Source organism: Blastococcus litoris (assembly GCF_003075095.1).
In the GTDB taxonomy this organism is placed as follows: Bacteria; Actinomycetota; Actinomycetes; order Mycobacteriales; family Geodermatophilaceae; genus Blastococcus_B; species Blastococcus_B litoris.
In genome coordinates, this window is record NZ_QCZF01000003.1 from 69,786 (window position 1) to 95,966 (window position 26,181).

At 74.5% G+C, this 26,181-nt stretch carries 27 protein-coding genes and 1 pseudogene; 18 read left to right on the plus strand and 10 right to left on the minus strand.

All coding sequences use genetic code 11. The features are described 5' to 3' along the window. Positions 1-24: 24 nt before the first annotated feature. On the plus strand, positions 25-2,400 hold the full coding sequence (locus DCS98_RS07400) for a transglycosylase domain-containing protein (protein WP_116450753.1): 2,376 nt from the start codon (positions 25-27) through the stop codon (positions 2,398-2,400). Between the two features lie 26 nt (positions 2,401-2,426). Here the strand turns inward: DCS98_RS07400 and DCS98_RS07405 are convergent. Together DCS98_RS07405 and DCS98_RS07410 are read right to left on the minus strand one after the other, a co-directional pair. Beyond that, positions 2,427-3,227: pseudogene (locus tag DCS98_RS07405) on the minus strand (YhjD/YihY/BrkB family envelope integrity protein); the annotation flags it as partial. Next, positions 3,224-4,786: a phytoene desaturase family protein gene (locus DCS98_RS07410; RefSeq protein WP_116451107.1), complete on the minus strand. Its 1,563-nt coding sequence runs from the start codon at positions 4,784-4,786 to the stop codon at positions 3,224-3,226. The gene DCS98_RS07410 and the pseudogene DCS98_RS07405, both read right to left, overlap by 4 nt. Positions 4,787-5,247: 461 nt before the next feature. Here DCS98_RS07410 and DCS98_RS07415 point away from each other — a divergent pair, with 461 nt between their 5' ends. Further along, entirely contained in the window at positions 5,248-6,303 is a 1,056-nt protein-coding gene (locus DCS98_RS07415) for a C40 family peptidase (protein ID WP_116450754.1), read from the plus strand. Positions 6,304-6,394: 91 nt separating this feature from the next. Then, entirely contained in the window at positions 6,395-6,748 is a 354-nt protein-coding gene (locus DCS98_RS07420) for a DUF2568 domain-containing protein (RefSeq protein ID WP_116450755.1), read from the plus strand. On the opposite strand, the gene DCS98_RS07425 is transcribed toward DCS98_RS07420, so the two are convergent. Beyond that, positions 6,729-7,271: a hypothetical protein gene (locus DCS98_RS07425; RefSeq protein WP_116450756.1), complete on the minus strand. Its 543-nt coding sequence runs from the start codon at positions 7,269-7,271 to the stop codon at positions 6,729-6,731. The two genes, DCS98_RS07420 and DCS98_RS07425, sit on opposite strands and share 20 nt — an antisense overlap. Before the next feature lie 26 nt (positions 7,272-7,297). Here DCS98_RS07425 and DCS98_RS07430 point away from each other — a divergent pair, with 26 nt between their 5' ends. Genes DCS98_RS07430 through DCS98_RS07440 form a run of 3 tightly spaced genes read left to right on the plus strand, consistent with a single transcriptional unit; the run spans position 7,298 to position 9,586 of the window. Next, a complete protein-coding gene (locus DCS98_RS07430) occupies positions 7,298-7,864 on the plus strand; it encodes an ASCH domain-containing protein (protein WP_206340147.1) in 567 nt (188 codons plus the stop codon). Positions 7,865-7,886: 22 nt separating this feature from the next. Then, a complete protein-coding gene (locus DCS98_RS07435) occupies positions 7,887-8,210 on the plus strand; it encodes a DUF3817 domain-containing protein (RefSeq protein ID WP_241037334.1) in 324 nt (107 codons plus the stop codon). A gap of 38 nt (positions 8,211-8,248) precedes the next feature. Continuing rightward, positions 8,249-9,586, plus strand: a complete 1,338-nt coding sequence (locus DCS98_RS07440; protein ID WP_116450758.1) for a serine hydrolase domain-containing protein — start codon at positions 8,249-8,251, stop codon at positions 9,584-9,586. Here the strand turns inward: DCS98_RS07440 and DCS98_RS07445 are convergent. Then, positions 9,517-10,191: a pyridoxamine 5'-phosphate oxidase family protein gene (locus tag DCS98_RS07445; RefSeq protein WP_116450759.1), complete on the minus strand. Its 675-nt coding sequence runs from the start codon at positions 10,189-10,191 to the stop codon at positions 9,517-9,519. The genes DCS98_RS07440 and DCS98_RS07445 overlap by 70 nt on opposite strands. 19 nt (positions 10,192-10,210) lie before the next feature. Next, positions 10,211-10,726: a hypothetical protein gene (locus DCS98_RS07450; RefSeq protein ID WP_206340148.1), complete on the minus strand. Its 516-nt coding sequence runs from the start codon at positions 10,724-10,726 to the stop codon at positions 10,211-10,213. A gap of 84 nt (positions 10,727-10,810) precedes the next feature. On the opposite strand from DCS98_RS07450, the gene DCS98_RS07455 reads away from it, so the two are divergent. Both DCS98_RS07455 and DCS98_RS07460 read left to right on the plus strand, forming a co-directional pair. Next, entirely contained in the window at positions 10,811-11,476 is a 666-nt protein-coding gene (locus DCS98_RS07455; RefSeq protein WP_116450760.1) for a class I SAM-dependent methyltransferase, read from the plus strand. Positions 11,477-11,536: 60 nt separating this feature from the next. Further along, on the plus strand, positions 11,537-11,788 hold the full coding sequence (locus DCS98_RS07460; protein ID WP_116450761.1) for a DUF3253 domain-containing protein: 252 nt from the start codon (positions 11,537-11,539) through the stop codon (positions 11,786-11,788). A gap of 9 nt (positions 11,789-11,797) precedes the next feature. Here DCS98_RS07460 and DCS98_RS07465 read toward each other — a convergent pair whose 3' ends face one another. After that, on the minus strand, positions 11,798-12,271 hold the full coding sequence (locus DCS98_RS07465; protein WP_116450762.1) for an Lrp/AsnC family transcriptional regulator: 474 nt from the start codon (positions 12,269-12,271) through the stop codon (positions 11,798-11,800). Between the two features lie 215 nt (positions 12,272-12,486). On the opposite strand from DCS98_RS07465, the gene pdhA reads away from it, so the two are divergent. The 10 genes from pdhA to DCS98_RS07515 all read left to right on the plus strand — a co-directional run bounded on the left by pdhA (position 12,487) and on the right by DCS98_RS07515 (position 21,834). Next, positions 12,487-13,626 (plus strand): pyruvate dehydrogenase (acetyl-transferring) E1 component subunit alpha, encoded by a 1,140-nt coding sequence (pdhA, locus tag DCS98_RS07470; protein ID WP_116450763.1) that lies wholly within the window; start codon positions 12,487-12,489, stop codon positions 13,624-13,626. After that, positions 13,623-14,603 carry an alpha-ketoacid dehydrogenase subunit beta gene (locus tag DCS98_RS07475; protein ID WP_116450764.1) on the plus strand — a complete coding sequence of 327 codons (981 nt, stop codon included), beginning with the start codon at positions 13,623-13,625 and terminating at the stop codon, positions 14,601-14,603. The genes pdhA and DCS98_RS07475 overlap by 4 nt, the downstream gene beginning before the upstream one ends. A 2-nt stretch (positions 14,604-14,605) precedes the next feature. Beyond that, positions 14,606-16,078 carry a dihydrolipoamide acetyltransferase family protein gene (locus DCS98_RS07480; protein WP_116450765.1) on the plus strand — a complete coding sequence of 491 codons (1,473 nt, stop codon included), beginning with the start codon at positions 14,606-14,608 and terminating at the stop codon, positions 16,076-16,078. A 294-nt stretch (positions 16,079-16,372) separates the two neighbouring features. Further along, a complete protein-coding gene (locus DCS98_RS07485) occupies positions 16,373-17,110 on the plus strand; it encodes a hypothetical protein (RefSeq protein WP_116450766.1) in 738 nt (245 codons plus the stop codon). A gap of 77 nt (positions 17,111-17,187) precedes the next feature. Further along, positions 17,188-17,589: a hypothetical protein gene (locus tag DCS98_RS07490; RefSeq protein WP_164704448.1), complete on the plus strand. Its 402-nt coding sequence runs from the start codon at positions 17,188-17,190 to the stop codon at positions 17,587-17,589. A gap of 246 nt (positions 17,590-17,835) precedes the next feature. After that, on the plus strand, positions 17,836-18,219 hold the full coding sequence (locus tag DCS98_RS07495; protein ID WP_116450768.1) for a LysR family transcriptional regulator: 384 nt from the start codon (positions 17,836-17,838) through the stop codon (positions 18,217-18,219). 32 nt (positions 18,220-18,251) lie between these two features. Continuing rightward, positions 18,252-19,634, plus strand: a complete 1,383-nt coding sequence (locus DCS98_RS07500; RefSeq protein WP_116450769.1) for a S8 family serine peptidase — start codon at positions 18,252-18,254, stop codon at positions 19,632-19,634. Between the two features lie 26 nt (positions 19,635-19,660). Continuing rightward, positions 19,661-20,824 (plus strand): AGE family epimerase/isomerase, encoded by a 1,164-nt coding sequence (locus DCS98_RS07505; protein WP_116450770.1) that lies wholly within the window; start codon positions 19,661-19,663, stop codon positions 20,822-20,824. A gap of 40 nt (positions 20,825-20,864) precedes the next feature. Then, positions 20,865-21,260 carry a PPOX class F420-dependent oxidoreductase gene (locus DCS98_RS07510; RefSeq protein ID WP_206340149.1) on the plus strand — a complete coding sequence of 132 codons (396 nt, stop codon included), beginning with the start codon at positions 20,865-20,867 and terminating at the stop codon, positions 21,258-21,260. 112 nt (positions 21,261-21,372) lie between these two features. After that, positions 21,373-21,834 (plus strand): SRPBCC family protein, encoded by a 462-nt coding sequence (locus tag DCS98_RS07515; protein ID WP_116450772.1) that lies wholly within the window; start codon positions 21,373-21,375, stop codon positions 21,832-21,834. A 59-nt stretch (positions 21,835-21,893) separates the two neighbouring features. On the opposite strand, the gene DCS98_RS07520 is transcribed toward DCS98_RS07515, so the two are convergent. The 4 genes from DCS98_RS07520 to DCS98_RS07535 are packed head-to-tail and all read right to left on the minus strand — an operon-like array spanning position 21,894 to position 26,101. Beyond that, positions 21,894-22,154, minus strand: coding sequence for an HPr family phosphocarrier protein (locus DCS98_RS07520; protein ID WP_116450773.1), 261 nt, complete (start codon positions 22,152-22,154; stop codon positions 21,894-21,896). A gap of 47 nt (positions 22,155-22,201) precedes the next feature. Then, positions 22,202-24,304: a PTS fructose transporter subunit IIABC gene (locus DCS98_RS07525; protein WP_116450774.1), complete on the minus strand. Its 2,103-nt coding sequence runs from the start codon at positions 24,302-24,304 to the stop codon at positions 22,202-22,204. A gap of 19 nt (positions 24,305-24,323) precedes the next feature. After that, a complete protein-coding gene (locus DCS98_RS07530; RefSeq protein ID WP_116450775.1) occupies positions 24,324-25,334 on the minus strand; it encodes a 1-phosphofructokinase family hexose kinase in 1,011 nt (336 codons plus the stop codon). Then, positions 25,331-26,101, minus strand: a complete 771-nt coding sequence (locus DCS98_RS07535) for a DeoR/GlpR family DNA-binding transcription regulator (protein ID WP_116450776.1) — start codon at positions 26,099-26,101, stop codon at positions 25,331-25,333. Before DCS98_RS07535 ends, DCS98_RS07530 begins: the two co-directional genes overlap by 4 nt. Between the last annotated feature and the right edge of the window lie 80 nt (positions 26,102-26,181).

Genomic DNA, 26,181 nt, shown 5'->3' on the forward strand with positions numbered 1-26,181 from the left:
CCCCGCGTTCGAGGGAGGAGGGCCATGGAGCAGCGCAGGGGCACGTTCGCCACGCTGTGCGTCCTGCTGCTCAGCATCGTCCTCGCCGGAGCTCTGCTGGCCGGTCTGCTCATGCCGTGGATCGGTGGCCCGGCGCTCGCGGCCCAGCAGTCGACCAGCCTGCTCGGTGATCCGCCGGAGGAGCTGACCGATCTGCCGCCGGCCGGCAACACGACGGTGCTGGCCGCGAACGGCGAGCTGATCACCTCGTTCTACCGGGAGAACCGGGACCCGGTCCCCAGCGACGGCATCGCCGACGTCATGAAGCACGCGATGGTCGCCATCGAAGACGCCCGCTTCTTCGAGCACGGCGGCCTCGACGTCCAGGGCACCCTGCGCGCGCTCGTGCGGAACATCGCGGCGGGCGAGGTGATGGAGGGCGGCTCGACGCTCACCCAGCAGCTGGTGAAGCAGACGCTGCTCCAGTCGACCGACGACCCGACCGCCCGCGACGCGGCCACCGAGGAGAGCGTCGGCCGCAAGCTGCGCGAGGCCCGGCTGGCCCTCGACCTGGAGGACCGGTACAGCAAGGACGAGCTGCTCACCCGATACCTCAACATCGTCTACTTCGGGCAGAACGCCTACGGCGTGCAGCCGGCCGCTCGGGCCTACTTCGGCGTCGACGCCTCCGCGCTCACGCTGCCCCAGGCGGCGCTGCTGGCCGGGCTGGTGCAGAGCCCGTCGGACGACGACCCGCTGGTCAACCCCGAGGGCGCCACCATCCGGCGCAACCAGGTGCTGGACCGGATGGCCGAGCAGGGCTACATCACGCCCGAGCAGGAGGCCGAGGCCGCCCTCGCGCCCCTGGGGCTGGCGCCGGCACCGGCTCCCCGTCGGGGCTGCGTCGAGGCGTCCGTCGGTCCCTACGTCTGCGACTTCGTGCAGAAGTACGTGACGCAGACGCTCGGCATCAGCCAGCTGGAGCTCGAGACCGGCGGCTACGTCATCCAGACCACGCTGGACCCCGAGCTGCAGCGCTCCGGCGACGCTGCGGTGCTGAACACGCTGCCGCTGGAGGACGAGCGGGTCGCCACCTTCAGCGCCGTGGAGCCGGGCACCGGTCACCTGCTGGCGCTGAGCGTGAACCGGATCTTCGGCTACGACGTCGACGACCCGACGCAGGAGTCCTACAACCTCAACGTCGCGCCCAGCCGGGGGGCCGGGTCGACCTACAAGGTGTTCGTGGCCGCGGCCGCCCTCGCGCGCGGCTTCTCGAACCAGTACACGCTCACCGCGCCCAGCCCCTACCGGTCCCGCGTCTACCGGCAGGACGGCGGTCCGTACACGGTGGAGAACGCCGGCACCTACCGGCCCACGCTGGACCTCACCACGGCCCTCTACCAGTCGTCGAACACCTACTTCGTCGCGCTGGAGGACGCTCTCGGCAGCGTGGAGGAGCCGGTCCGCATGGCCGAGGACATGGGCCTCTACCAGTTCGGCCCGGCCGGTCTGCCGGAGCAGATCATCGAGGAGAACCGCGGCTCGTTCACCCTCGGCCCGGAGGCCACCAGCCCCCTCGGCCTGGCCAGCGCCTACTCGACCCTGGCGGCCGGCGGCACGCAGTGCGACGTCCTCCCGGTCACCCAGATCCTCGACCGCACGGGCGAGCCCCTCACCGACGAGGACGGCGACCCGGTGGTCACCGCCGACAACTGCACCCCCGACGCCATCCCGGCCGGGGTGGCCAGCACGCTGAACCAGATGCTGCGCAAGGACGTCGAGCCCGGGAACCCCGGTCAGACCGCGCCGGCCGCCTACGTCCGCGGCCACCAGATCGCCGGCAAGACCGGGACGGCGCAGGGCAACGTGTCGGTGACCTTCGTCGGCTACACGCCGGAGATCACCGCCAGCGTCATGGTGTTCAACCCGAAGCGGAACCAGAACGTGGGCGGCTTCGGCGGTGGCAAGGGCGCGACGGTCTGGCACGACGCGATGGCGCCGATCCTCGAGGCGCGCGGCAGCGGCACATTCCCGCCGGCCGACCAGACCGTGGCGAACGGCAACACCAAGCCGGTGCCCGGGTGCACCGATCCCTTCCAGTGCGCGCGTGCGCTCGCCGCGGCCGGGTTCCAGAGCACGACCGTGCGGGTGAACAGCGACGAGCGGGACGGCGAGCTGGTCGGCACCAGCCCCGGGCGCGGGGGCCGGGCCGTCCCGGGTCAGGTGGTGACGATCCTGGTGAGCAACGGCTCGGGCTACGTCGAGCCGGCGCCCTCGACCTCCGCCCCGCCGCCACCCGCGGTGCCGCCGGTGGCGCCGCCACCCACCTCGGCCCCGCCGTCGGCGCCACCGCTCGAGGGCATGCCCCTGCCGGGCTGGATCGAGGACCTGCCGGACGGCGTCCCGCTCCCCGGCCGCTGACCGCGGGTCAGCTCGTCCAGCGCCTGCGTCGCCAGCCAGCCGCAGATCACGACCAGGTGCAGCAGGAAGAGCCACAGGCCCAGCGCGACCACCCCGCCGACGACGTCGAGCCCGCCGAACGGCGCCCCGAGGTCCAGGGGCAGCGCCAGGAACAGCACGAAACCCTGCAGGAACCCCGACAGGCAGGCCGCGGTGAACAGCGCTCCGGTGACCAGCGCCGGCCACCGGATCGGCGCACCCGCGACGACCCGGAACCCCCACGCCAGCGGCACCGCCAGGGCGGCCAGGACGCCGTAGAAGCCGATCGCGACCCGGCCGACCGTCGCAGCAGCGCCCCCGGTCTCGGCGAGGTCGGCCATGACCGGCACGGTGAGCAGGAGCGGGTAGAGCAGCAGCGGCGTCACCAGGACGACGGGCACGGCGGCCAGCCGGCCCTTCCAGCCGGTGAGCGCCTCGCGGCGCCCGCCGAACCGCAGCAGGGCGCGCCGGAGGCCCTCGCCGTAGAAGGACATGGGCAGCAGCGCCAGCAGGCCACCCAGGAGGGACATGCCCACGCCCGCGGCGACCAGCTCCTCGACGGCGTCCGGGGCTCCGACGGCGGAGGGGAGCAGCTCCGCCAGCCGGTCGCCGAGCTCGGTCACCCGCTCCGCCGAGGTCAGCCAGGCGGTCAGCCCGAACGCCAGGACGAGCACGGGGACGACGGCGATGCCCGCGTAGAACGTCAGGCCCGCGGCGATCAGGGCCAGGTCGCGGCCGACGAGCCGGCGCCGGACACCCGACAGGACACCGGCAGCCCCCGCGCGGAGGCGCCCGCCGTGGGAGGTCAGCGCGGGTCCAGGAGGTGGCGCGCGGCCGCGTAGCCACCGAGCCCGCTGACCGCACCACCCCGGACGGTGCCGCCCGACGAGGCCGCGACGATCCTCGGGTGCGCGGTGGCCGCGCCCCACGTGCCCACCTCGTCCGGCGTCGCGGCGACGGGCCAGGCGAGGTCGCCGTGGAAGATGTGCCCGCCGGGCATGGCCAGGGACTCCTCCACGTCCAGCGGTGAGGCCGCCTGCAGGCACGGCTCGCCGTGCGCGTCGCGTGCGAGGCAGTCGAGCAGCGGCTCCTCGAGGTGGGCGTCGAGCTGGGCGACCACCCGCCGGACGGCCTCGCGGCGCGTGCCGACCGGGTCGGCCCGGAAGAGCTCGGCCGGGGTGTGCAGGCCGAACAGGGTGAGGGTGTGCGCGCCTGTCGCCCGCTCGACCGGCCCCAGGACGGAGGGGTCGCTCAGCGAGTGGCAGTACACCTCGAACGGGATCACGTCCGGCAGCCGGCCGGCCGCGGCCTGGACATGGGCGGCGTCGATCTGCTCGGCGGACTCGTCCACGTGGAAGGTGCCGGCGAACGCCGTCGCGGGGTCGGTGCCGGCGCGGAGCCGGGGCAGCCGGGCCAGGACCATGTTCACCTTCAGCTGCGAGCCCGAGGGGCGCGGACCGGCGTCGGCGCCGGTGAGCTCGGCGAGCACGGCGGGCGCGGCGCCGCTGACCACGTGACCGGCGTCGGTGGCTCCGTCAGCGCCGTCGTCGTCCGTCCAGTGCACGGTGACACCGCCCGGCGACGGGTCCAGGGCGGTGACGGTCGCCCGGGTGAGGATCTCGGCGCCGGCACGGCGGGCGGCGGCGGCCATGGCCCCGCTGACGGCGCCCATCCCGCCCACCGGCACCCGCCACCGGCCGGTCCCGTTGCCGACCAGGTGGTACAGGAAGCAGCGCCCGGCCAGCCCGTCGCCGGCGTGCACGTCGGCGAAGGTCCCGATCAGCCCGTCGGTCAGCGCCACCCCGCGGACGACGTCGTCGGACAGGTGGTCGGCGACCACGTCGGCCAGGGGCCGCTCGCGGAGGTCGTGCCACAGCTCGGGATCCCGCAGCCGGCCGGCCAGCTCGTCGGCCGCGAGCAGCGGCTCGGTCAGCGTGGGGGCGAGGTCCTCGGCGAGGGTCGCCAGCCGCCCGTAGAAGCGCTGCCACCCGGCGAACTCGCGGTCCGAGCCGGTCAGGCGCTGGAAGGAGCCGGCCGTCGCCGGGCCCTCGTCGCGTTCCACGAGCAGGCCCGTGGACCGGCCGTCGCGGACGGCGGCGGTGTAGGAGGCGACGGACCGGTCGGCCAGCCGGATGTCGAGGCCGAGGTCGTCGACGATCCGGTCGGGCAGCAGGCTGACCAGGTAGGAGTAGGCCGACAACCGGACGTCGACCCCGTCGAAGACCTGACGGCTGACCGCGGCGCCCCCCACCTGCGGCAGGCGTTCGAGCACGAGGACCGACCGGCCGGCGCGGGCGAGGTAGGCGGCGGCGACCAGTCCGTTGTGCCCTCCGCCGACGACCACCACGTCGTAGCTGCTGCGCGTCACCGGCGGACCGTACCGATCGAGGGCCGTGCGGCGCACCCGGCGGTCGGTCGTCCTCAGGACCCTCTTCCTCGCACGTCGCGTCCTGCTGGTTCGAGGCCTCCTGGCCCGTGGAGTCGCGGGACGAGCGGCTTCTCCAGATCCGTGCCCCGGTACCGACCTCGGGCGGGCGCCGAAACGGAGCGGGGCGGTCGGGACGTCCAGGCCGGCGGGAGCCGTGTGACGGCTGGGACCGCTGGGATCGGGCTCGACCGTCCCACATGCCCGGTGAACTGGAACACCAAACAAAAAACATCTTTGTCATTGTCACGAGCCGGTCACGGCCCTTACGGTCTGTGTGTCCGCCGGGGCAGTCAGTGACCGCCTCCGGACGCCGTCGGAACCGGGCCGAAGAGGTCCGAACGAGGTCCGAGGACCGCGACGACAACCGTGGCAGAACCGAAGAAACGGAGAGCCGCCGCATCATGGCGACCCCCCTCGGCCGTGCGCTCCCCCGCACCGCCCCTCGTTCCCGGCGCACCCGCCGCGGCACGCTCGCCCTCCTCGCCGTCGCCGGCTCGCTGTTCGCTGCGGTGCCCGCGCACGCCGCGCCCGCCACGTCCGCCGAGGCGGCGCAGCTGGTCGCCGCCCGCGGTCACGAGCTCGAGGTGATCACCGAGCAGTTCAACGAGGCGCGCGTCACCCTCGAGGCGCAGCAGGAGGCCGCCAAGGTCGCCGTCGCCACCATGGAGCAGGCCACCGCCCAGCTGGCCGCCGCGCAGCAGCAGGTCCGCGGCCTCGCCCGGAGCGCCTACACCGGTGAGGCTCTCGGGCCGGTCCAGGCACTCCTGACGAGCGATTCCGCCGACGCGTTCGTGGACCGGGTCACCACCCTCCAGCTCGTCGCCGGCCACCAGACCGAGATCCTCGAGGGCGCCGCCGCCGCCAACGTCGCCGCCGCCCAGGCGCAGGCGACCGCGCAGCAGGCGGCCGCGGACGCGCAGGCCACGTACGACCAGGTCGCGGCGCAGCAGGCCGCCCTCCAGGCCGAGGTCGACGGCTACCGCGCGGCCTTCGCCGCGCTCAGCGCGCAGGAGCAGCAGAGCGTCGTGTCCAGCTCCCACGAGGAGCGCGCCAGCCGGTCGGACGACCGCGAGGAGGTCCCGGCCGCAGGGCCGGTCGTCGCCGACAGCGCCGCCGCCCAGATCGCCATCGACACCGCCATGGCGCAGCGCGGCAAGCCCTACGTCTGGGCTGCCGGTGGGCCGAACAGCTACGACTGCTCGGGCCTGACCTCCTACGCCTTCCGCGCCGCCGGCATCAACCTGCCGCACTCGAGCCTCGCCCAGTCGCGGATGGGCCAGCCGGTCTCCCGGGACCAGCTCCAGCCCGGTGACCTGGTCTTCTTCTACAGCCCGGTGAGCCACGTGGGCATCTACATCGGCAACGGGCAGATGGTGCACGCGCCGACGTCCGGCGACGTCGTCAAGGTCGCCCCGCTGATGAGCGGCTTCAGCGGCGCCCGTCGCATCGCCGCCTGATCACCCCCAGGACGGCCCCCCCGGGTTGACGCGTCGGTCCGGGGCGCGAACCCTGCTCCCGCACGGAGCGGCGATCGCATCGGAGGCTCGCATGGCGCAGGCCTGGAACTGGACGTGGCTGACGGTGGCCTTCCTGGCCGAGCTGGCGGCGCTCGTCGCCCTGGGTGTGTGGGGCTGGTCGGCCGGCGGTCCGACGGCGGTCCGCCTGCTGCTCGCCGTCGGTGTCCCGGCGGTGGCCGCCGTGCTGTGGGGGGTCTTCGCGGCTCCCCGGTCCGTGGTGCACGTGCCTGCCCTGGCGGTCGTGGTGAAGGTGGCCGTCTTCGGGGGAGCCGGGCTGGCACTGCTGGCGCTGGGGCGGCCCGGCCTGGCGCTCGGTCTCGTCGCCGCCGCCGCGCTGAGCGCGGTGCTCTCCGGGTCCCCCGCCGTCAGCGCTGCGTCCGGCTGACCTGCTGCAGGAGACCCCAGACGAAGGCGGCCCGGACACCCCCGGGGAGGTGGACCTCCCAGCGCGTGACCACGCCCGGGTCCACGCTGCGGGCGTCCGGGAGACCCACCACGTCGTCGAGGACGTGCTCCCAGACCAGGAGGTCGCCCGGGGACGCCGGCGGAACGGGCGAGCCCGGCATCCGGACCAGGTGCTCGTCCAGCACCGATCCGCCGGGGCCGGTGAGCACCTGCCAGGAGAGGTGCGGCCACAGCGGCAGCGGCCAGCGCCGTACCTGGACGTCGAGGTCGCCGAACCTGCGGTCCTCCAGCTCCTCCGGCGGGCCGAGCACCGCCGTCCGCAGGGTCAGCCCCCGAGGGGCTCGCGGGGCGTGCTGGAGCGCCTGCCATGTGGTGTGGGCGGCGTGGGCCTCTGCCCGGGTGGCGCCCAGCCGGGGGAGGGCGTCGGCGACCAGGTCGGGGCGCAGGTCGGCCATCCGCCGCAGCAGGACGAGGCAGAACTCCCGTCGCGCCAGTCCCCGCACGGCGGAGACCCTGTCACCATGCCCGGGTGCTCATCAGCCCGGCCACCGCCGCGGGGATCGCGGACGGGTCCGTCACGCTCGCGTTCCGGCGGTGGGACCGGCCCCGCATGCGGCCCGGCAGCACGCAGCGCACCGTCGCCGGGGTCGTCCGGGTCGACTCGGTCGAGGCGGTCGACCCGGGGACGATCACCGAGGAGGACGCCCACCGTGCCGGGGTCGCGTCGCTGGCCCAGCTGCGGACGCTGATCGACCGGCGGGAGGGCTCGACGGTCTACCGGATGCAGGTCTCCTACGCCGGTGCGGACCCGCGCGTGGCGCTGCGGGAGCAGGCCGAGCTCTCCGGAGAGGACCGCGCCGCCGTCGACCGGCGGCTGGACCGCCTGGACGCCGCCCGCGGCACGCCGTGGACCCGCCAGGTGCTCGCGCTCATCGCCGAGCGCCCGGGTGTGCGGGCGCCGGACCTCGCGGCGTCGCTCGGCCGGGACACGCTCCCGTTCAAGGTCGACGTCCGCAAGCTCAAGGAGCTGGGGCTGACCCGCAGCCTGCCGGTGGGGTATGAAATCTCACCCCGCGGACGGGCCTACCTCGGCTGAGCGCTCGGGGAGGATCGCAGGCGTGAACCCCCGCACCGCCGCCACCGCGTTCCGCGTCGTCGCCGTCGCCGAGGCCCTCTCCTGGATCGGCCTGCTCATCGGCATGTTCGTCAAGTACGTGCCCGAGACGACGGAGCTCGGCGTGAAGATCTTCGGGCCGATCCACGGCGGGGTCTTCGTGGCCTACGTGGTCGTCGCCCTGCTGACCGCCCGCGTGCTGAAGTGGTCGGCCGGCACGACGCTGCTGGCCCTGGTGGCGTCCATCCCGCCGCTGGCCACCATCTGGTTCGAGCGCCGCGCGACCGCCGCGGGGCAGCTCCCGCGGTCGGAGGCCGTCGCCGCCTGACCTGCGGCCCGCGGGGGCGGCTCGCTACGGTCGCCGACATGCCCGAGCCCGTCCTGCCGACCACCGCCCGCCTCCTCCTGGCGCGCACCGCCCGCGCCCAGCGCGAGGGCCGGGCGCCGAGCCTGGTCGCCGGCGTCGTCCGGGACGGCGGTCTGGCCTGGTCGGCGGGGCGCGGGGACCTGCCCGAGCCGCACACCGACGTCCAGTACCGCCTGGGCTCCATCAGCAAGACCGTCACCGCGGTCGTGGTCATGCGGCTGCGGGACCAGGGGCGGCTGGGCCTCGACGACCCGCTCGAGCAGCACCTCCCCGGCACGCCCTTCGGCGACCGCACGATCGGCCAGCTGCTCTCGCACCTAGCCGGCGCCTCGGCCGAGAGCCCCGGCGGCTGGTGGGAGCGCACCCCCGGCGGCTCGCTCGACGAGCTCGGGCTGGGGGCGGACGACGTCGTGCTCGGTGCCGCCCGCCGCTTCCACTACTCCAACCTGGGGTTCGGCCTGCTCGGTGAGCTGGTGGCCCGGATGCGCCGGACCAGCTGGGAGGACGCCGTGACCACCGAGGTGCTCGCGCCGCTGGGCATGGCGCGGACCACCCCCCGCCCGGTGGCGCCCGCGGCGGAGGGTACGGCGGTGCACCCGTGGGCCGACGTCGTCCTGCCCGAGCCGGAGCACCACGCCGGAGTCATGGCCGCCGCCGGTCAGCTGTGGGCGACGCTCGCGGACCTGGCGCGGTTCGCGGCCTTCCTCCTCGGCGACACCGGCGACGTCCTCGACCCGGCCACCCTGGAGGAGATGACCGTCCCCGCCGGCGTGGACTCCTCCGCGCCGGGGTGGTCGGCCTACGGGCTGGGCGTGCAGGTGCTGCGCGTGGACGGGCGCACCCTGGTCGGCCACGGCGGTTCCATGCCCGGCTTCCTCGCCGGCGTCTTCGTCGACCGCGAGGAGCAGGTGGGTGCCGTGTCGCTGGCGAACACCACCTCCGGTCTCGACAACGTGATCCCGGGGCTGCTCACCGACCTGCGGGCGGCCGAGCCGCGGATCGTCGAGCCCTGGGTGCCCGCGCCGTCGCCGGTCGCCCTGGACCTGCTGGGCGTCTGGTTCTGGGGGCCGTCGCCGATCCTGCTGCGCGCCGTGGGCGGCGGGATGCTGCACCTGGGCCCGCTGCCCGGGCGGACCGGCCGGGCCAGCCGGTTCACGGCCAGGGACGACGGGACGTGGGTCGGGCTCGACGGCTACTACGCCGGGGAGACCCTGCGCATCGCCGACGACCACCTCGACCTGGGCACGTTCGTGTTCACGCGGACGCCCTACGACCCCGAGGCGCCGGTGCCGGGCGGCGTGGACGAGCGCGGCTGGGGCCCAGCGGTGGGCGGGTAGAGCCCGGCCGCGTAGCCGGGGCCGTAGTAGGCCTCGAGCTGGGCCAGCGGCTCGTCCGGGCGCTCGAGCCGCTGGGCGATGCGGGCCCGGCTCGGCACCGCCTCCGTGTCCCAGGTGCCGGGCTCCCACAGCTGCGAGCGCAGGAACGCCTTGCCGCAGTGGTGGAACACCTGCTCGATGTCGACCACCAGCGCCAGGAGCGGTCGGTGCCCCTTCACCACCATGCGGTCGAGCAGCCCCGCCTCGGTGACCAGCCGGGCGCGGCCGTTGATCCGCAGCGTGTCGGTACGGCCGGGGAGCAGGAAGACGAGGCCGACGTGCGGGTTGGCCAGCACGTTGCGGAAGCCGTCCGCGCGGCGGTTGCCCGCCCGTTCGGGGAGCGCGATCGTCCGGTCGTCCAGCACGAGCACCCAGCCCGGCGGATCGCCCTTCGGGGAGACGTCGCACCGACCGTCGGCGTCGCTGGTCGCGACGAGGCACAACGGCGAGTGCGCCAGCCACTGCCGGTCGAGCTCGTGCAGCGAGTCGCGCTCCTTGTCCAGCGCCGCCCGGGCCGGCTCCCCGAGCAGGGCGCGTAGCTGGGCCTCCGTCGTGATCTCCTCCACGCGGGCAGTCTGCCGCGGCTCAGGGGCGGTCGAAGGCGTCCATGGTGTTCGTGACGACGATCCCGTACGCCAGGTGCGGGACGATGTCGCTGATCCAGTCGGTGCGCGACCACGTCCGCGGGTCGGTGACGCCCAGGACGGTCATGGGGCCGTTCGCCGCCACCAGCACGCCCAGGGTGGTCAGCGCGATGCCCACCGGCTTGGCCGACAGGTAGCCCGAGGCGCGGGCGGCACCGCCGAGCACCCCCACGCCGATCCCGGCCACCAGCCCCATCAGCGGGCCGAGGCCCTGCGTGCGGTTCTCGCGGGTCCGGTCGTCCCCCGGGATGGCGACGTGGGCGGTCGCGGCGAGCTTCTCGACCGTGTCCTCCGGCGTGGAGCTGGCGGCGCGTCCCCGGACGGCCATGTCGAGGTAGGTGACGGCGTTGAGCGCCGTGCTGCCCGCCGCCCCGGCCGCGGCGCCGCGCAGCAGCCACCCCGCTGTGCTGATTCCGCGCTTGCCCTTGCCCGACACGCCCAGTGGGGTCCTCGTCATGCCGGCGCCCTACCCGGCCGCAGGACGACGGGAACGGTGGCTCGACGGGCACTGCGTGGCCGGCCGTGTCCCTACGATCCGTGCATGGCCATGCGCGACCGAGCGACGAGCGCCCTCGCCCGGCAACTGGGGCATCCGCGCGGGCCGCTGGGCCGCCTCGTCGGCCGGATCCTCAACCGGCGCAACGCCCCGGCGGTCCAGGCCGCCGTGGACGCCCTGGAGGTGCGGCCCGGGGCAGTGCTCGCCGACCTCGGGTTCGGCGGCGGGGTCGGCCTGGCGCTGCTCCTCCGGCGATTGGACGGCGTCGACCGGTCCTCCGGCAGCGTCCAGGGAGTCGACGTCTCGGAGACGATGCTGGCTGCTGCCTCGCGCCGTTTCCGCTCCGCGGTCGCCTCGGGCCGGCTGCGGCTGCACCTCGCGCCCGTCCAGGCCCTGCCCATGGCCGACGCCTCGGTGGACGCGGCCATCACGCTGAACACGATCTACTTCGTGCCCGACCTGCAGGCCGCGTTCCGCGAGGTGCACCGCGTCCTCCGGCCCGGCGGGCGGCTGGTCGTCGGGCTCGGCGACCCGCAGGCCATGGCCCGGATGGCGGTCACCCGCGACGGTTTCCTGATCCGGCCGCTGGACGACGTGGTGGCCGCTCTCGGATCCGCCGGGCTGGGCGTCACCGAGCGCCGGCGCGTGGGCTCCGGCGAGGACGCGGTCCACCTGCTGGTGGCCGCGCGGGACCAGGCGGGCACGGGCTAGCTGTCGTCCGCTCGAGGACCGCGCTGGCGGCCGGACGGGGGGAGGCCGCAGGCTGGCGGGGTGGACGACGTCGGCGCGCGGCTGGAGCGCAGCATCGGGGAGCTGCTGGACCAGCGCCGTCCCGACGCCTCGATCTGCCCGTCGGAGGCCGCACGGGCGGTCGACCCGGAGGGCTGGCGAGAGCTCATGCCCGAGGCGCGGGCCGCCGCGGGCCGGCTCGCGGCCGCCGGCGAGGTCGAGGTCACCCAGGGCGGCGCGGTCGTCGACGTGGGGACCGCCCGCGGGCCGGTGCGGGTGCGCCGCCGCCGCTGATCCGGTCGCTCAGCCCTCGCCGGCCGCGCGCTCCAGCAGCGGTCCCAGCCGGTGCTCGACGAACCGCCGGAGCGCCAGGGCGGTGTCCGTGCGCTGCACGCCGGGGATCGCCAGCACCTGCTCGGTGATCCGCCACAGGTCGTCGGCGTCGCGGGCGACCACCTCCACCAGCAGGTCGGTCACCCCTGACAGGCCGGTCACCTCGACGACCTCGGGGATCTCGGCCAGCGCGCCGCTCACGTCGGCCAGGCTCCGCTGCACGACCTGGACCGTGACGTAGGCGCTCAACCGGTAGCCGAGGGCCTCGGGCCGCACCCGCCGGTCGAGGGGGGCGAGGACGCCGTTCGTCTCGAGCCGGGACAGCCGGGCCTGCACGGTGTTGCGGGCCAGCCCCAGGCGCTGCGACAGCGCCATCACGCTCGCCCGCGGGTCCTCGCCGAGGGCGAGCAGCAGCCGCGCATCCGTGGCGTCGACGTCGGCCATCTGCCCAGTCTGACATGCGTGGACGTCCTAGTACTGATCCAACTGCGCAATCCGTCCGAGGGATCTTGCGCAGATCGAGTCCGGGGTGGTGTTGTCACAGCACCGGGTCCCCGTGCCACCATGTGTGAGTGGCGCCACACCCCGGCGCCACGAGACGTCCACCCCCGCGGCCGGTCGGTGACCCCGGCAGCCGCGAGAGACGGCAGGAGAGCTCGATGACTGCGCTCGACCAGACCACCGAGGTGGTCGACCCCGTCCCCGGTGCGTCGGCCCCGCACCTCCCCCGGCAGCCCGACCTGGTCCAGCTGCTCACGCCCGAGGGCGAGCGGGTCGAGCACCCCGACTACGCGCTCGACATCTCCGACGACGAGCTGCGCGCCCTCTACCGCGACCTCGTGCTGGTCCGCCGCTGGGACGTCGAGGCCACCGCGCTGCAGCGCCAGGGCGAGCTGGGCATCTGGGCCTCGCTGCTCGGGCAGGAGGCGGCGCAGGTCGGGGCCGGCCGGGCGATGCTCGACGGCGACATGGCCTTCCCGACCTACCGCGAGCACGGCGTGGCCTGGGCGCGCGGGGTCGACCCGCTGCAGGTCATGAGCCTGTTCCGCGGCGTCGACAACGGCGGGTGGGACCCGGCCGACCGGGGCTTCAACCTGTACACGATCGTCATCGGCGCCCAGTGCCTGCACGCCACCGGCTACGCCATGGGCGTCCAGCGCGACGGCTCGGAGAACGCCGTCCTGGCGTTCCTGGGGGACGGCGCGACCAGCCAGGGCGAGGTCAACGAGGCGATGATCTTCGCCGCGAGCTTCTCCGCGCCGGTCGTCTTCTTCTGCCAGAACAACCAGTACGCCATCAGCGTGCCGCTGGAGCGGCAGACGCGGATCCCGCTGTACCAGCGCGCGGCCGGCTTCGGCTTCCCCGGCGTCCGGGTCGACGGCAACGACGTCCTCGCCGTCCTGGCCGTCACCCGCTCCGCGCTGCAGGCCGCCCGCGAGGGCCAGGGCCCGACCTTCATCGAGGCGTTCACCTACCGGATGGGGGCGCACACCACCTCCGACGACCCGACCCGCTACCGGCTGGCCAGCGAGCTGGAGGAGTGGAAGCTGCGCGACCCGATCGCACGGCTCAAGGCCCACCTGTCGCGGACCGGGATCGCCGACGCCGCCTTCCTCGACTCGGTCGAGGCCGAGGGCGACGAGCTGGCCGCGCGCATCCGCCGCGGCACCGTCGACATGCCCGATCCGGCGCCCAGCTCGATGTTCGAGCACGTCTACGCCGAGCAGACGCCCCACCTGGCCGACCAGAGAGCGGAGTTCGAGGCGTACCACGCGAGCTTCGAGGGGGGCCACCAGTGAGCACCGAGACCCTCACCATCGGCAAGGCGCTCAACCTCGGCCTGCGCCGGGCGATGGAGGACGACGCCAAGGTCGTCCTCATGGGCGAGGACATCGGCAAGCTCGGCGGGGTCTTCCGGATCACCGACGGACTGCAGAAGGACTTCGGCGAGGACCGCGTCGTCGACACCCCGCTGGCCGAGGCCGGCATCCTCGGCACCGCCGTCGGCCTCGCCATGCGCGGCTACCGGCCGGTCTGCGAGATCCAGTTCGACGGGTTCGTCTTCCCTGCCTACAACCAGATCGTCACCCAGGTCGCCAAGATCCACGCCCGCTCCAAGGGCGCGGTGCGGATGCCGATCGTCATCCGCATCCCCATGGGCGGCGGCATCGGCGCGGTCGAGCACCACAGCGAGAGCCCCGAGGCCTACTTCGCGCACACGGCCGGTCTCAAGGTGGTCGCCGTCAGCAACCCGGTCGACGCCTACTGGGGCATCCAGCAGGCGATCGCCCACCCGGACCCGATCGTCTTCCTCGAGCCCAAGCGCCGGTACTGGGAGAAGGCGGAGGTCGACACCGACGCCACGCCCGAGCCGCTGTTCCGCTCCCGCGTGGTGCGCGGCGGCGACGACGTCACCGTCCTCGCCTACGGCTCGATGGTGAAGACGGCGCTGCAGGCTGCCGAGGCCGCGGCGGAGGAGGGCCGGTCGCTCGAGGTCGTCGACCTGCGCACCGTCTCGCCGCTGGACCTGGACCCGGTGTTCGAGTCCGTGCGGCGGACCGGCCGCTGCGTCGTCGTGCACGAGGCGCCGACGACGCTCGGGCTGGGCGCGGAGATCGCCGCCCGGGTCACCGAGACCTGCTTCCACTCGCTGGAGGCCCCGGTGCTGCGCGTCGGCGGCTACGACACCCCGTACCCGCCGTCGAAGCTCGAGGAGGAGTACCTGCCCGACCTGGACCGGGTGCTCGACGCCGTCGACCGCTCGATGGGGTTCTGAGCATGGCGACCAGGCAGTTCACGCTGCCCGACGTCGGCGAGGGCCTGACCGAGGGCGAGATCCTGCAGTGGCTGGTCGCCGTCGGCGACACGGTCACGGTCAACCAGCCGCTGTGCGAGGTGGAGACGGCGAAGGCAGCGGTCGAGCTCCCGTCACCCTTCGCGGGCACGGTGACCGAGCTGCTGTTCGACGCGGGCACGATGGTCGACGTCGGCACGCCGATCATCACGATCGACGTCGGTGGCGACGCGCCCGCCGCCGCGGCCGCGGACCCGGCCACCACGGGGCTGATCGGCGAGCCCACCGCCTCCGGCCGGACCGCCGTGCTGGTGGGCTACGGCCCGCGGAACACCGAGGCGCGGCGCCGGCCGCGGCGCGGCGGCGAGTCCGTCGCCGCCCGGGCGACGGCGCCCGTGGTGCTGCCCGAGGCCGACTACGGCTCGGGGACCGACCGCCCGCCCCTCCTGGCCACCGCGCCCGACGCCGGCACCAAGCCGGTGCGGCACGGCGGGCTCGAGGTCGGCCGTCAGGCGGAGGCGCACGCGCTGCGCGGTGACGCCGCCGCCTCGGGTGGCGCGGCACCCGGCCGGGGGCGACTGCGTCCGCTGGCCAAGCCGCCGGTCCGCAAGTACGCGAAGGACCTCGGCGTCGACCTGACCGCGGTCTCCGGTTCCGGTGCCGGCGGGACCATCACCCGGGCCGACGTCGACGCCGCCGCAGCGGGCGCGAGCACCGGCTCCGTCGTCCAGGGAGCGTTCGGTACCGGGAGCCCGGTGGGCGGGGAGACGCGCATCCCGATCAAGGGGGTCCGCAAGCACACCGCGGCGGCGATGGTGGCCAGCGCGTTCACCGCGCCCCACGTCACGGAGTTCCTCACCGTCGACGTCACCCGGATGATGAAGCTGCGCGCCCGCCTCGCGGCACGCCCCGAGCTGGCCGACGTCAAGGTCAGCCCCCTGCTCTTCGTGGCCAAGGCGCTGCTGCTCGCGGTGAAGCGGCACCCGATGGTGAACAGCTCGTGGGACGAGGCGGCTCAGGAGATCGTGGTCAAGGACCACGTGAACCTGGGCATCGCCGCGGCCACCCCGCGCGGCCTCGTCGTCCCGAACATCAAGGACGCCGGGCGGTTGTCGCTGGCCGAGCTGGCCGGCGCACTGGCCGACCTCACCGCCACCGCGCGCGAGGGGCGGACGTCGCCCGCGGACATGTCCGGTGGGACGATCACCATCACCAACGTCGGGGTGTTCGGCGTCGACACCGGTACGCCGATCCTCAACCCGGGGGAGTCGGCGATCCTGGCCTTCGGTGCGGTCCGCGAGATGCCGTGGGTGCACAAGGGCAAGGTCGTGCCCCGGCAGGTGACGCAGCTGGCGCTGTCCTTCGACCACAGGATCGTCGACGGCGAGCTGGGGTCGCGGTTCCTGGCCGACATCGGTGCCCTGCTGCACGACCCCGGCGCCGCGCTCGCCTTCTGACGGTCCCGCCGGTCCCGCCCGCTGCGTGCGGCGCGGGGCCGGTGTGCCCGGCCCGCCATGACGGATGCTCATGCTGCTGGCCCGCGTCGTCTCCGAGCCCCAGCATTCTCGCTACCGAGAAGTGCGAGGCAGGTCGATCGCGCAGCAGGTGGCAACCCGCTTCTCCCTCATCGGTCCGTAGTTCTGCTGCGCCACGAACTCGACCCGACTCATGAGGTGATGGGAATGGCTCTACGTCCACGTCGGACCGGTGCGCGCGGCAGGGCGCTGTCGCGAGCGGCGGTACTGCTCGGGATGGCGTTCGTCCTGGCGGGCACGGTCCTTCCGGCGGCCCAGGCGGCGCCGACGGCACCGGAGGTTCCGGTCGTCGACCCCGCGAAGGTGGTCATCGACGCGGCGACCGGTGTCCAGCAGTACCGGTTCCCGCTGGTGGTGCCGGCCGGCGGCACCCTGCAGCCGGCCGACCCGGCCGAGGGCGCCCAGGGGATCACCCGCGAGGTCGTCGTGGTCGACGCCAAGGGCGCCGTCGTGGGCGCCTACGACTCGGCCGTGGCGATCGACTCCGCAGGACACCTGCTGCCGACCTACTTCTCCATCGAGGGCTCGACGCTCGTGCAGACCGTGGCCTTCGACCCGACGACGGCCTTCCCGGTGGCCATCGACCCCGCCTACACGAAGGCCGGCAGGGTGGCGCTCACCCCGCCGCCGCCGGGTGGGTTCGGCACCGCGGCCTACGTGGGGATCCCGTCCAACTACGTCTACAACCCGAAGCTCGGCACGCTGCACGACTACTGCAGCTACTCGCCGGACGAGTTCCCCTCGCCGGTCGGCGCCAACGCCAACTTCCGCGGACCCTGCGCCCGGCACGACCTGTGCTACGCGGGGACGACCAGCGAGTTCACCTGCGACAACCGCCTCCGGGCGGACATGCGCAGCAACTGCGAGTACACCTACGCCTGGTACAACCCGATGCGGGGGCTGTGCTACGACACGGCCAACGTGTACTGGGCAGCGGTGGTCCTCGACCGCTAGGAGTTCGACCTCGTGCCGGGCCTGCTCCTCGCGGGCCCGGCACGAGTCCCTGTCCAGCCCTCCCGGAGGTGTTCGTGGTGGATCGCCGATCGTCCGCTCTGCTCGCCCTGATGCTCTTCGTCGCCCTCGAGATCGCGGCGATCGTCCTCAGCGGCTCGCGGCCCGGCACCGGGCAGGGCACCCTGCCCTCGGTGCTGGCCTTCGCCGGCTACGCCGCGGGTCTCGTGGCCGCCGTCCTGCTGCTCCTGCCCGACCGCTCCGGCCGGGGCGGGCCGGAAGGCGCCTCGCGGGCACCCGGAGGGCTGCTGCTCGGGGCAGTGCTCGTCCTGCTGGCCACCGAGATCGTGTCGATGGGCGACGGTGAGGGCGGCAACATCGGCCTCGGCCTGCTGCGGTTGGCGTGCCTGGTCGTCGTCGCGGTGGTCGCCGTGCGGCTGGTTCTGGGAGTCGCTGCGGTACGGCGGCGGCGCTCCTCCTGACCCGCCTCGTCACGGCCGGTTGCTGACGGCCACGGGCCCGTGACCTGCGGTCATGTGCCGCGCAATGCACCGCGGCGGCCGCACTTCCGGAAATTGGTTGAGCGCTGCACGGGAACCGATCCGCAAGAAATGGCCGGACCGGCCCGGCCTGCTTGACAGTCGCGCCATTCCGCTGTTTGGCTGCCGCCGAACGAGACGGGACCGACCGGTTTGATCCGGTCGGCTCGGCGGCCGCATGGGGGAACGATGTCGCAGCTTGTGTCGCTCACGCATCTCCAGTCCTTCCTCGGGGTCGTCGAGGCCGCGTCCGTCACCGCTGCCGCGACCGCTCTGGGCTACACGCAGTCGGCGGTCTCGCTGCACATCAAGGCCCTGGAGCGTGAGCTCGGCGCCCAGTTGTTCCACCGGGACCGGTCGGGGATGCCGCTGACCGCGGTCGGCAGGTCGTTCGTGGCCGAGGCCCGGAGAATGGTCGAGAACCTCCTCGAGACCGAACGCCGGATGCGCGCCGCAGTAGCGAGCTGCATGCTCGAGAAAGACCATCTCGTCGAAACGCCGACCATTCCGAGATGTCGCGATCCGCGCGCCGGAATGAATGGTCCGGGCGTCCTCGCACAGCATTCCGCCTGAATTCCTCCGAACGAGAGCATTGGTGGTCCCAGATGAGGTGTGCCCTGACCGGCCGGCTGGTCCTCGCTGCCGTCCTCGCCGCGCCGGTCGTCCTGGCCGGGGGGACGGCGGAAGCCGACGAGCCCGCCGTGCGGCAGGTCGTCGTCCTGGAGGAGGACGCCGGTGACCCCGGCGCGGTCGCGGCCGACCTCGCCGCGGAGGTGGGCGTCGTGGCCGACGCCGTCTTCGCCGAGGCGCTCCCGGCCTGGACCGCGACCATGACCGACGCCGAGGCCGCCGAGGTCGAGTCGGACCCGCGCGTCGCCTTCGTCGTCGAGGACTTCCGTTTCGCGCACGACTCCGGAGCGCGTCCGTCGGCCTGCTCGGGCGTCCGCTCCGGGCGCCAGTGCCTCCCCCGGTGGGCCGCCCGGATCGGCGCCGACCAGTCGCCGGCCCGCGTCGGGGACGGCCGCGGCAGCGTGCGGGTGAACGTCGCCGTGATCGACACGGGGATCGCGGCGGCGCACCCCGACCTGAACGTCGCCGGCGGGGTGGACTGCGGCTCCGGGACCGCGGTCCCGGTCACCGGCGCCGTGACCGACGGCTCGGGCCACGGCACGATGGTCGCCGGCGTCCTGGGTGCCCGTGACGACCGGACCGGCGTCGTGGGTGCCGCGCCCGGTACGCCGCTGTGGTCGGTGGACGTGTTCGACGAGTACGGCGAGGCGTGGCTGTCCAACCTGCTCTGCGCGGTGGACTGGGTGACCGCTACCCGTCAGGACGCCGACCGCGGCAACGACATCGCGGTCGCGAACATGAGCGTGTCGGGCCTCGGCGCCGACGACGGCCGGTGCGGACGCGAGGCGGGCGACCCGCTCCACGCGGCGATCTGCGCCGCCACGGACGCGGGGGTGGGATTCGTGGCGGCCGCCGGCAACTACGGCATGGACCTCGCCGAGGTCATCCCCGCGGCCTACGACGAGGTCATCGCCGTCACCGCCATGACCGACCTGGACGGGCGGGCCGGAGCGCGCACCCAGATCGACTGCCTCGGCAGCGACGTGCGGGACTACGGCGAGTCCGACGACTCGGGCGCGTACTTCAGCAACTACGCCACGGGCCTGGGCGACCTCGCGCACACGCTGGCCGCACCGGGGGTCTGCGTCGAGACGACGACCGACGGGGAGGTCCCCGGCTACGGGGTCGGCGACGGCACCAGTCTCGCCGCGCCCGCTGTCGCCGGGGTCCTGGCGACCTGCATCGAGTACGGCCCCTGCCGCGCCGGCCGACCGCAGTACAACGCCGCCACCCTGGTGCTGGGCGCGGCGCAGCAGGGGGTGCGGCACCGGGCCCAGGGCTTCACCGGCGACCCGCTGCACCCCTTCCCCGAGGACGACGTGCGGCGGTTCGGCTTCCTGGTGGCGGCTGGTCGCTGAGCGGAGGAGGTGCGAGCCTTCGGTCCGTGACCGATCTGGACCGACTGCTCGACTTCGCCGCGCGGTCGAGGGTGCCCGACGGCTTCGGCTACCTCGGCGACGACGGCCGGGTGCTGCCCGACCGGCCGGTCGAGACGTGGATCGTCGCCCGGATGACGCACGTCTTCGGCCTGGCCGCCCTGCTCGGGCGACCGGGAGCCGCCGAGCTGTCCGAGCACGGTGTCACCGCGCTGACCGGGGGCCCGCTGCGCGACCTCGAGCACGGGGGTTGGCGGGCGAGCACCGAGGACGACGCCAAGGCGGCCTACGTGCACGCCTTCGTGCTGCTCGCCGGGTCCACGGCGGCGACCGCAGGGCTCCCGGGCGGGCGCGAGCTCCTCACCGACGCGCTGGAGGTCTGGCAGAGCCGGTTCTGGGACGACGACGCCGGCCTGGCGGTCGAGGAGTGGGACCGGACCTGGACCCGCCTGGACGGCTACCGCGGCGCCAACGCCAACATGCACGGCGTCGAGGCGGTGCTGGCCGCCGCCGACGCCGTGGACGACGCCGGGACCGCCGGGCGGTTGCGCGGGCAGGCGCTGCGGGCGGTCGAGCGGGTGGTGCACGGCTGGGCGCGCGAGCGCGGCTGGCGGCTGCCGGAGCACTTCACGAGCGCCTGGGAGCCCCTTCCCGAGTACAACCGGGACCGGCCGGCCGACCCGTTCCGGCCGTACGGGGTGACCATCGGGCACCAGTTCGAGTGGGCGCGGCTGGCCCTGCACGTCCGTGCGGTGACGGCCGACCCGCCGGAGTGGCTGCTGCCCGACGCCGTCGACCTCTTCGGGGCCGCGGCGTCGCGCGGCTGGGCGGCCGACGGGCAGGACGGCTTCCCGTACACCCTCGGCTGGGACGACCGCCCGGTCGTCGGCGCCCGCATGCACTGGGTGCTGTGCGAGGCCGTCGCCGCGGCGGCCGTGCTGGCCGAGGTGACTGTCGACCCCTCCTACCGCGAGCTCGCCCGGCGGTGGCGGCGGCACGGGGAAGAGCGCTTCGCCGACCCGGCCACGGGCAGCTGGCACCACGAGCTGACGCCGTCCGGGGAGGTGGGGACCGGCACCTGGGCCGGCCAGCCCGACGCCTACCACCTGGCCCAGATGCTGCTGCTCGACGGCCGGCCCGTGCGCGGCGGCGTCGCGGCCGCGCTGCGCTGACCGCCGGGCGCCCCGCCGGCCGCCCGACTACGGTCGGGTGGTGAGCGACCTCCTCCCCCTCGCCGACGAGCGGTTCATCTCGCTCACCACGTTCCGCGCCTCCGGTGCCCCCGTCTCGACCCCCGTGTGGGTGGGCCGCGACGGCGACTCGCTCGTCGTCCTCACGCCGTCCGGGAGCGGCAAGGTGAAGCGCCTGCGCCGCGACCCCCGCGTCGAGATCCGCCCCTGCGGGCGCTTCGGATCGGTGGCCGACGGCGCCGTGCCGGTCGCCGGCACGGCGGAGGTGCGGTCGGCTCCCGCCGACGTCGAGCGGGCGCGCGCGGTGATCCGCCGGACGTACCCCCTGGAGTCCCGGCTGGTGCTGGGCATCGAGCGGCTGGTCGAGCGACTGCGCCGGCGGCCGCCCACGGAACGGCTCGCCCTGCTCATCGCCTGACCGGGGGAACGGCCTGCCCGCCCGGTCGCTGACCTGCCCCTTCGACGTGTCGCGGCGGGAGGCCCCGGGTAGGCGGTGCACGACCGAGCAGTCGGAGCAGAGGAGCGCAGCAGTGGCCAGCGTGCAGGAGTCCGTCGACGTCGACGTCCCGATCCGGGTCGCCTACGACCAGTGGACGCAGTTCGAGTCGTTCCCCCAGTTCATGGGCGGGGTGGAGCGGATCACCCAGCTCGACGACACCCACACCCACTGGGTCACCAACGTCGACGGCGTCAAGCGCGAGTTCGACGCCGAGATCACCGAGCAGCACCCGGAGGAGCGCGTCGCCTGGACCAGCACCAGCGGCGAGGCGAAGCACGCCGGTGTGGTCACCTTCCACCGGCTGGACGACGCCAAGACCCGGGTGATGATCCAGATCGACTGGGAGCCGGAGGGCCTGGTCGAGAAGGCCGGCGCCGCCCTCGGCTTCGACGACCGCCAGGTCAAGGCGGACGCGAAGAAGTTCAAGGAGTTCATCGAGAGCCGCGGCTCCGAGACCGGCGCCTGGCGCGGGGACGTCGAGCGCCCCAGCTGACGCACGGACGACGGAGGCGCCCACCCGGACCCGGGTGGGCGCCTCCGTCGTCGTTCAGGTCATTCGGCGTCGAGGTCCTGGGCGACCATGCCGGCGATCCGGTCGAGCACGGCCTGGTCGTCGCTGCTCACCACGACCTCAGTCCCCTGCTTGGCGCCGAGCGTCATGATCATCAGCGGTGAGCCGGCGTCGACCGGGTTGCCGCCCGGGGTGGCCAGGGTGACGGGCACCCCGGCCTTGCCGACGGCCTCGGCGATGAGGGCGGCCGGGCGGGCGTGCAGGCCCACCCGCGACCCGACGGTGACGGTCTGACTGGGCATCGGTCCTCTTCCTCGCTGCTGGGGATCGGTGATCACGAGCATGGCGTTCAGGTGCTCGCGGCGCGCGCCGGGGTGGCGTGGGCCGGGGTGTGCGCGTGCTCGAGGTCGACGGCGTCCTCGGGCACCACCTCCGCGCCCCTGCGCCCGATCGTCTTCAGCACCGTGACCGCCAGGGCGCCGACGACCGTGCCGACGACGAGGGCGAGCAGGAACATCCAGACGCCGGTCATCGCGAAGAACACGAAGATGCCGCCGTGCGGGGCGCGGAGCTCGACGCCGCTGGCCGCCACGATGGCCCCGGTCGTCGCTCCCCCCAGCATCATCGAGGGGATGACCCGCAGCGGGTCGGCGGCCGCGAACGGGATGGCGCCCTCGGAGATGAACGAGGCGCCGAGCAGCCAGGCGGCCTTGCCGTTGTCCCGCTCGGCGGGCGTGTAGAGCCGCGGCCGGACAGCGGTGCTCAGCGCCATCGCCAGCGGCGGCACCATCCCGGCCGCCATGACCGTGGCCATGATGACCAGCTCCTGCTGGCCGCCGTCGCCGGTGACGGCGGCGGTGAGCCCGGTGGTCGCGAAGACGTAGGCCGCCTTGTTGACCGGGCCGCCCAGGTCGAAGCACATCATCAGGCCGAGGATGATCCCGAGCAGGATCGCGGCGCTACCGGTCAGGCCGTTGAGCCAGTTGCCCAGCCCCTCCAGCGCCGCGGCCAGGGGGCGGCCGAGGACGACGACCATCAGGCCGCTGGAGATCAGGGTCGCCAGCAGCGGGATGATCACGACCGGCTGCAACCCGCGGACCCCGGTGGGCAGCTTCCAGCGGCTGATCCACAGCGCCGCGAAGCCGGCGATGATGCCGCCGATCAGGCCACCGATGAAGCCGGCGCCGACGGTCACGGACACGGCGCCGACGACGAACCCCGGGACGATGCCGGGACGGTCGGCGATGGCGAAGGCGATGTAGCCGGCGAGCGCCGGCACCAGGAAGCCGAACGCCGCCTGGCCGAGCACGGTGCAGACGGCGCCCAGGTAGCCGAGGAAGCCGTCGTTGAGTCCCTCGATGCCCGAGGCGCTCGGGAGGTCGAAGAACGAGTTGTTGAGCACCCAGCTCAGGGCATAGCTCTGGCCCTCGACGTCGGGGTTGCCGTTGACGATCTGGTAGCCGCCGAACAGGAAGCCCAGCGCGATCAGCAGACCGCCGGCTGCGACGAACGGGATCATGTAGCTGACGCCGGTGAGCAGCCAGCGGCGGATCTCGGTCCCCGTGCGGGCACCCCCGCCGCTCGTCGCGGCGGGCGCCTCGGCGGCGGAGCCGGGCACCCGGCGGGCGCCCGGGTCGTCGGCGGCAGCGAGCGCCTCGCGGATCATGGCGTCGGGCTCGTTGATGGCCCGCTTGGTCCCGCTCTGCACCAGCGGCTTGCCGGCGAACCGGCCCTGGTCCCGCACGCCGACGTCCACGGCGAAGATCGCGGCGTCGGCGGCCCGGATGACCGCGGGGTCGAGCGGGGTGGCGCCCGACGAGCCCTGCGTCTCGACGTGGACGTCGACGCCGGCCGCCTCGCCCGCGGCGACGAGCTTGTCGGCCGCCATGTAGGTGTGCGCGATCCCGGTGGGGCAGGCGCTCACGACGACGATGCTCTTCCGCGCCGCGGGCGCAGCCGGGGCCGGCGCTGCGGTCGCACCCGCGGTCGCGGGCTCCGGAGCGGGCGAGACGACCTCCTCCACCAGCCGCACGATCTCCTGGGCCGACGACGCGGAGCGCAGTGACGCGACGAACTCCGGCCGCACCAGCGCCCGGGCGAGCGCGGTCAGCAGCGTGAGGTGGTCGGCGTCGCCGTGGGCGGGCGCGGCGATGAGGAAGGCGAGGTCGGCCGGCCCGTCCGGGGCCCCGAAGTCGACCTTCGGCGACAGCCGTGCGAACGCCAGCGACGCCTCGGTGACGGCGGCGGACCGGCAGTGGGGGATGGCGATGCCGCCGGGCAGCCCGGTCGCCGCCTGGGCCTCGCGGGCCAGGACGTCGGACTGCAGGGCATCGGCGTCGGTGGCGCGACCGGCGCCGGCGACCAGCTCGGCGAGCCGGCGCACGACCGCGCCCTTGTCGGCACCGAGGTCGGCGTCGAGCGCGACCAGGTCGGTGGTGATCAGTGCGGGCATGGAGCTTCTCCCGGAGGCGTCAGGGGACGTCGCGGCCGGCGGCCGGAACGGGGGGCGGGGTGCTGCTGCCGGGGAGCCCGGCGATGACCCGAACTGCTGGACCGTCCACCTGGGCCGGGGTGGGGACGGCGGAGCCGGGGAGCGACGCGCTGGCCGCTCCGTAGGCGACGGCGGTGCGCAGCCGCTCGGCCGGCGGGGCGCCGGCCAACGAGGCGAGGAGGTGTCCGGCGAGGCTGCAGTCGCCGGCGCCCACGGTGCTCCGCACGGTGATCTCCGGCGGGCGTGCCGACCACAGCCCGCCGTCCGCGGTCGAGAGGACGGCGCCGTCGCCGCCCAGGGTCAGCAGCACCTCGGCCACGCCGCGGTCGTGCAGCGAGCGGACCGCGGCGAGCATCGCGGCCGGGTCGCCCAGCACCTCGGCCTCGGACGAGCCCGCGAGCTGCGCCAGCTCCTCGGCGTTGGGCTTGAGGAGATCGGGCGCTGCGTCCGGTCCGGCGGCCACGAGGGCGAGCAGCGGCCCCTCGCTGGTGTCCACGGCGATGCGGGCGCCGGTGTCGCGCAGCGAGCGGACGAGGTCGGCGTACCAGTCGGCGGGCGTGCCGGGCGGCAGGGAGCCGGAGAGCACGACCCACTGCGCGGCGGCGGCGTGACCGTGCAGGACGCCGCCCAGCGCGGCTCGCGTCGTCCCGCTGAGCGCAGCGCCGGGCTCGTTGAGCTTCGTCGTCGTCCCGGCCGGGTCGACGAGGGTGTAGTTGGTGCGCACCGGTGCCTGCACCGGGACGGTCGCCAGCTCCAGCCCCAGTGCGCGCAGGGCGGTGACGATCGGGTCGGAGGCGGCGGCGGGCAGCACCGACACCACGTCGCCGCCGGCCGCGGCGATCGCCCGAGCCACGTTGACGCCCTTGCCGCCGGGCTCGGTGCTGCTCCCCGACAGCCGCACGATGCCGCCCTCGGCGAGCGGGGCGGGCAGGTCGAGGGTGCGGTCCAGGCTCGGGTTGGCCGTCAGGGTGACGACGCGGGAGGGGGTCATGCGAGCACGACCTCGACGCCGGCCTTCTCCAGCTCGGCGACGACCCCGGCATCGGCGCCCTCGTCGGTGACCAGCACGTCGACGTCCTCGATGGCGGCGTAGCGGACCAGGTGCTCGCGTCCGAGCTTGCTGCTGTCGGCCAGGACGACGACGCGTTGACCCGCGCGCACCATCGCCCGCTTGACGGAGGCCTCGGCGTCGTCCGGCGTGGTGAAGCCGTGGCCGGGCGCGATGCCGTTGGCCCCCAGGAAGGCCACGTCGACGCGGAGCTCGCCGAGCGCGCGGACCGTCGTCTCGCCGACCGCGCACTGGGTGACGCCCCGGACCCGGCCACCGAGCAGGTGCAGCGTGACCCCCGCCATGACCGAGAGCCGCGACGCGATCGGCACCGAGGAGGTGATGGCGAGCAGCCGCCGGTCGGCGGGCAGGATCTCGGCCAGTGCCGCGGTCGTCGTGCCGCCGTCCAGGACGATGCTGCCCTCGGCGCCCGGGAGCAGGGCGAGGGCCGCGGTGGCGATCGCCCGCTTCTGCTCGCTGTGGGCCCGGTGCCGCTCACCCAGGCCCGGCTCGACCAGCGTCAGCGCGCCGGCCGGCACGGCGCCGCCGTGCACGCGGCGCAGGGTGCCGGCACGCTCCAGGACCGCCAGGTCGCGGCGGACGGTCTCCGTCGTCACGCCGAACTCCTCGGCGAGCGCGGTGACGGCGAGGCGGCCCCGGTCGGCGACCCGTGCGGCGATGGCCTGCTGCCGCTCCTCGGGGTAGAGCACGCTGTCCTCCGAGAGTCCGGTGGTGGATGTCCGACCGTGTGGCTTTTGCGTTGTGGTTGTGTTGTTCTACGTCCGATTCG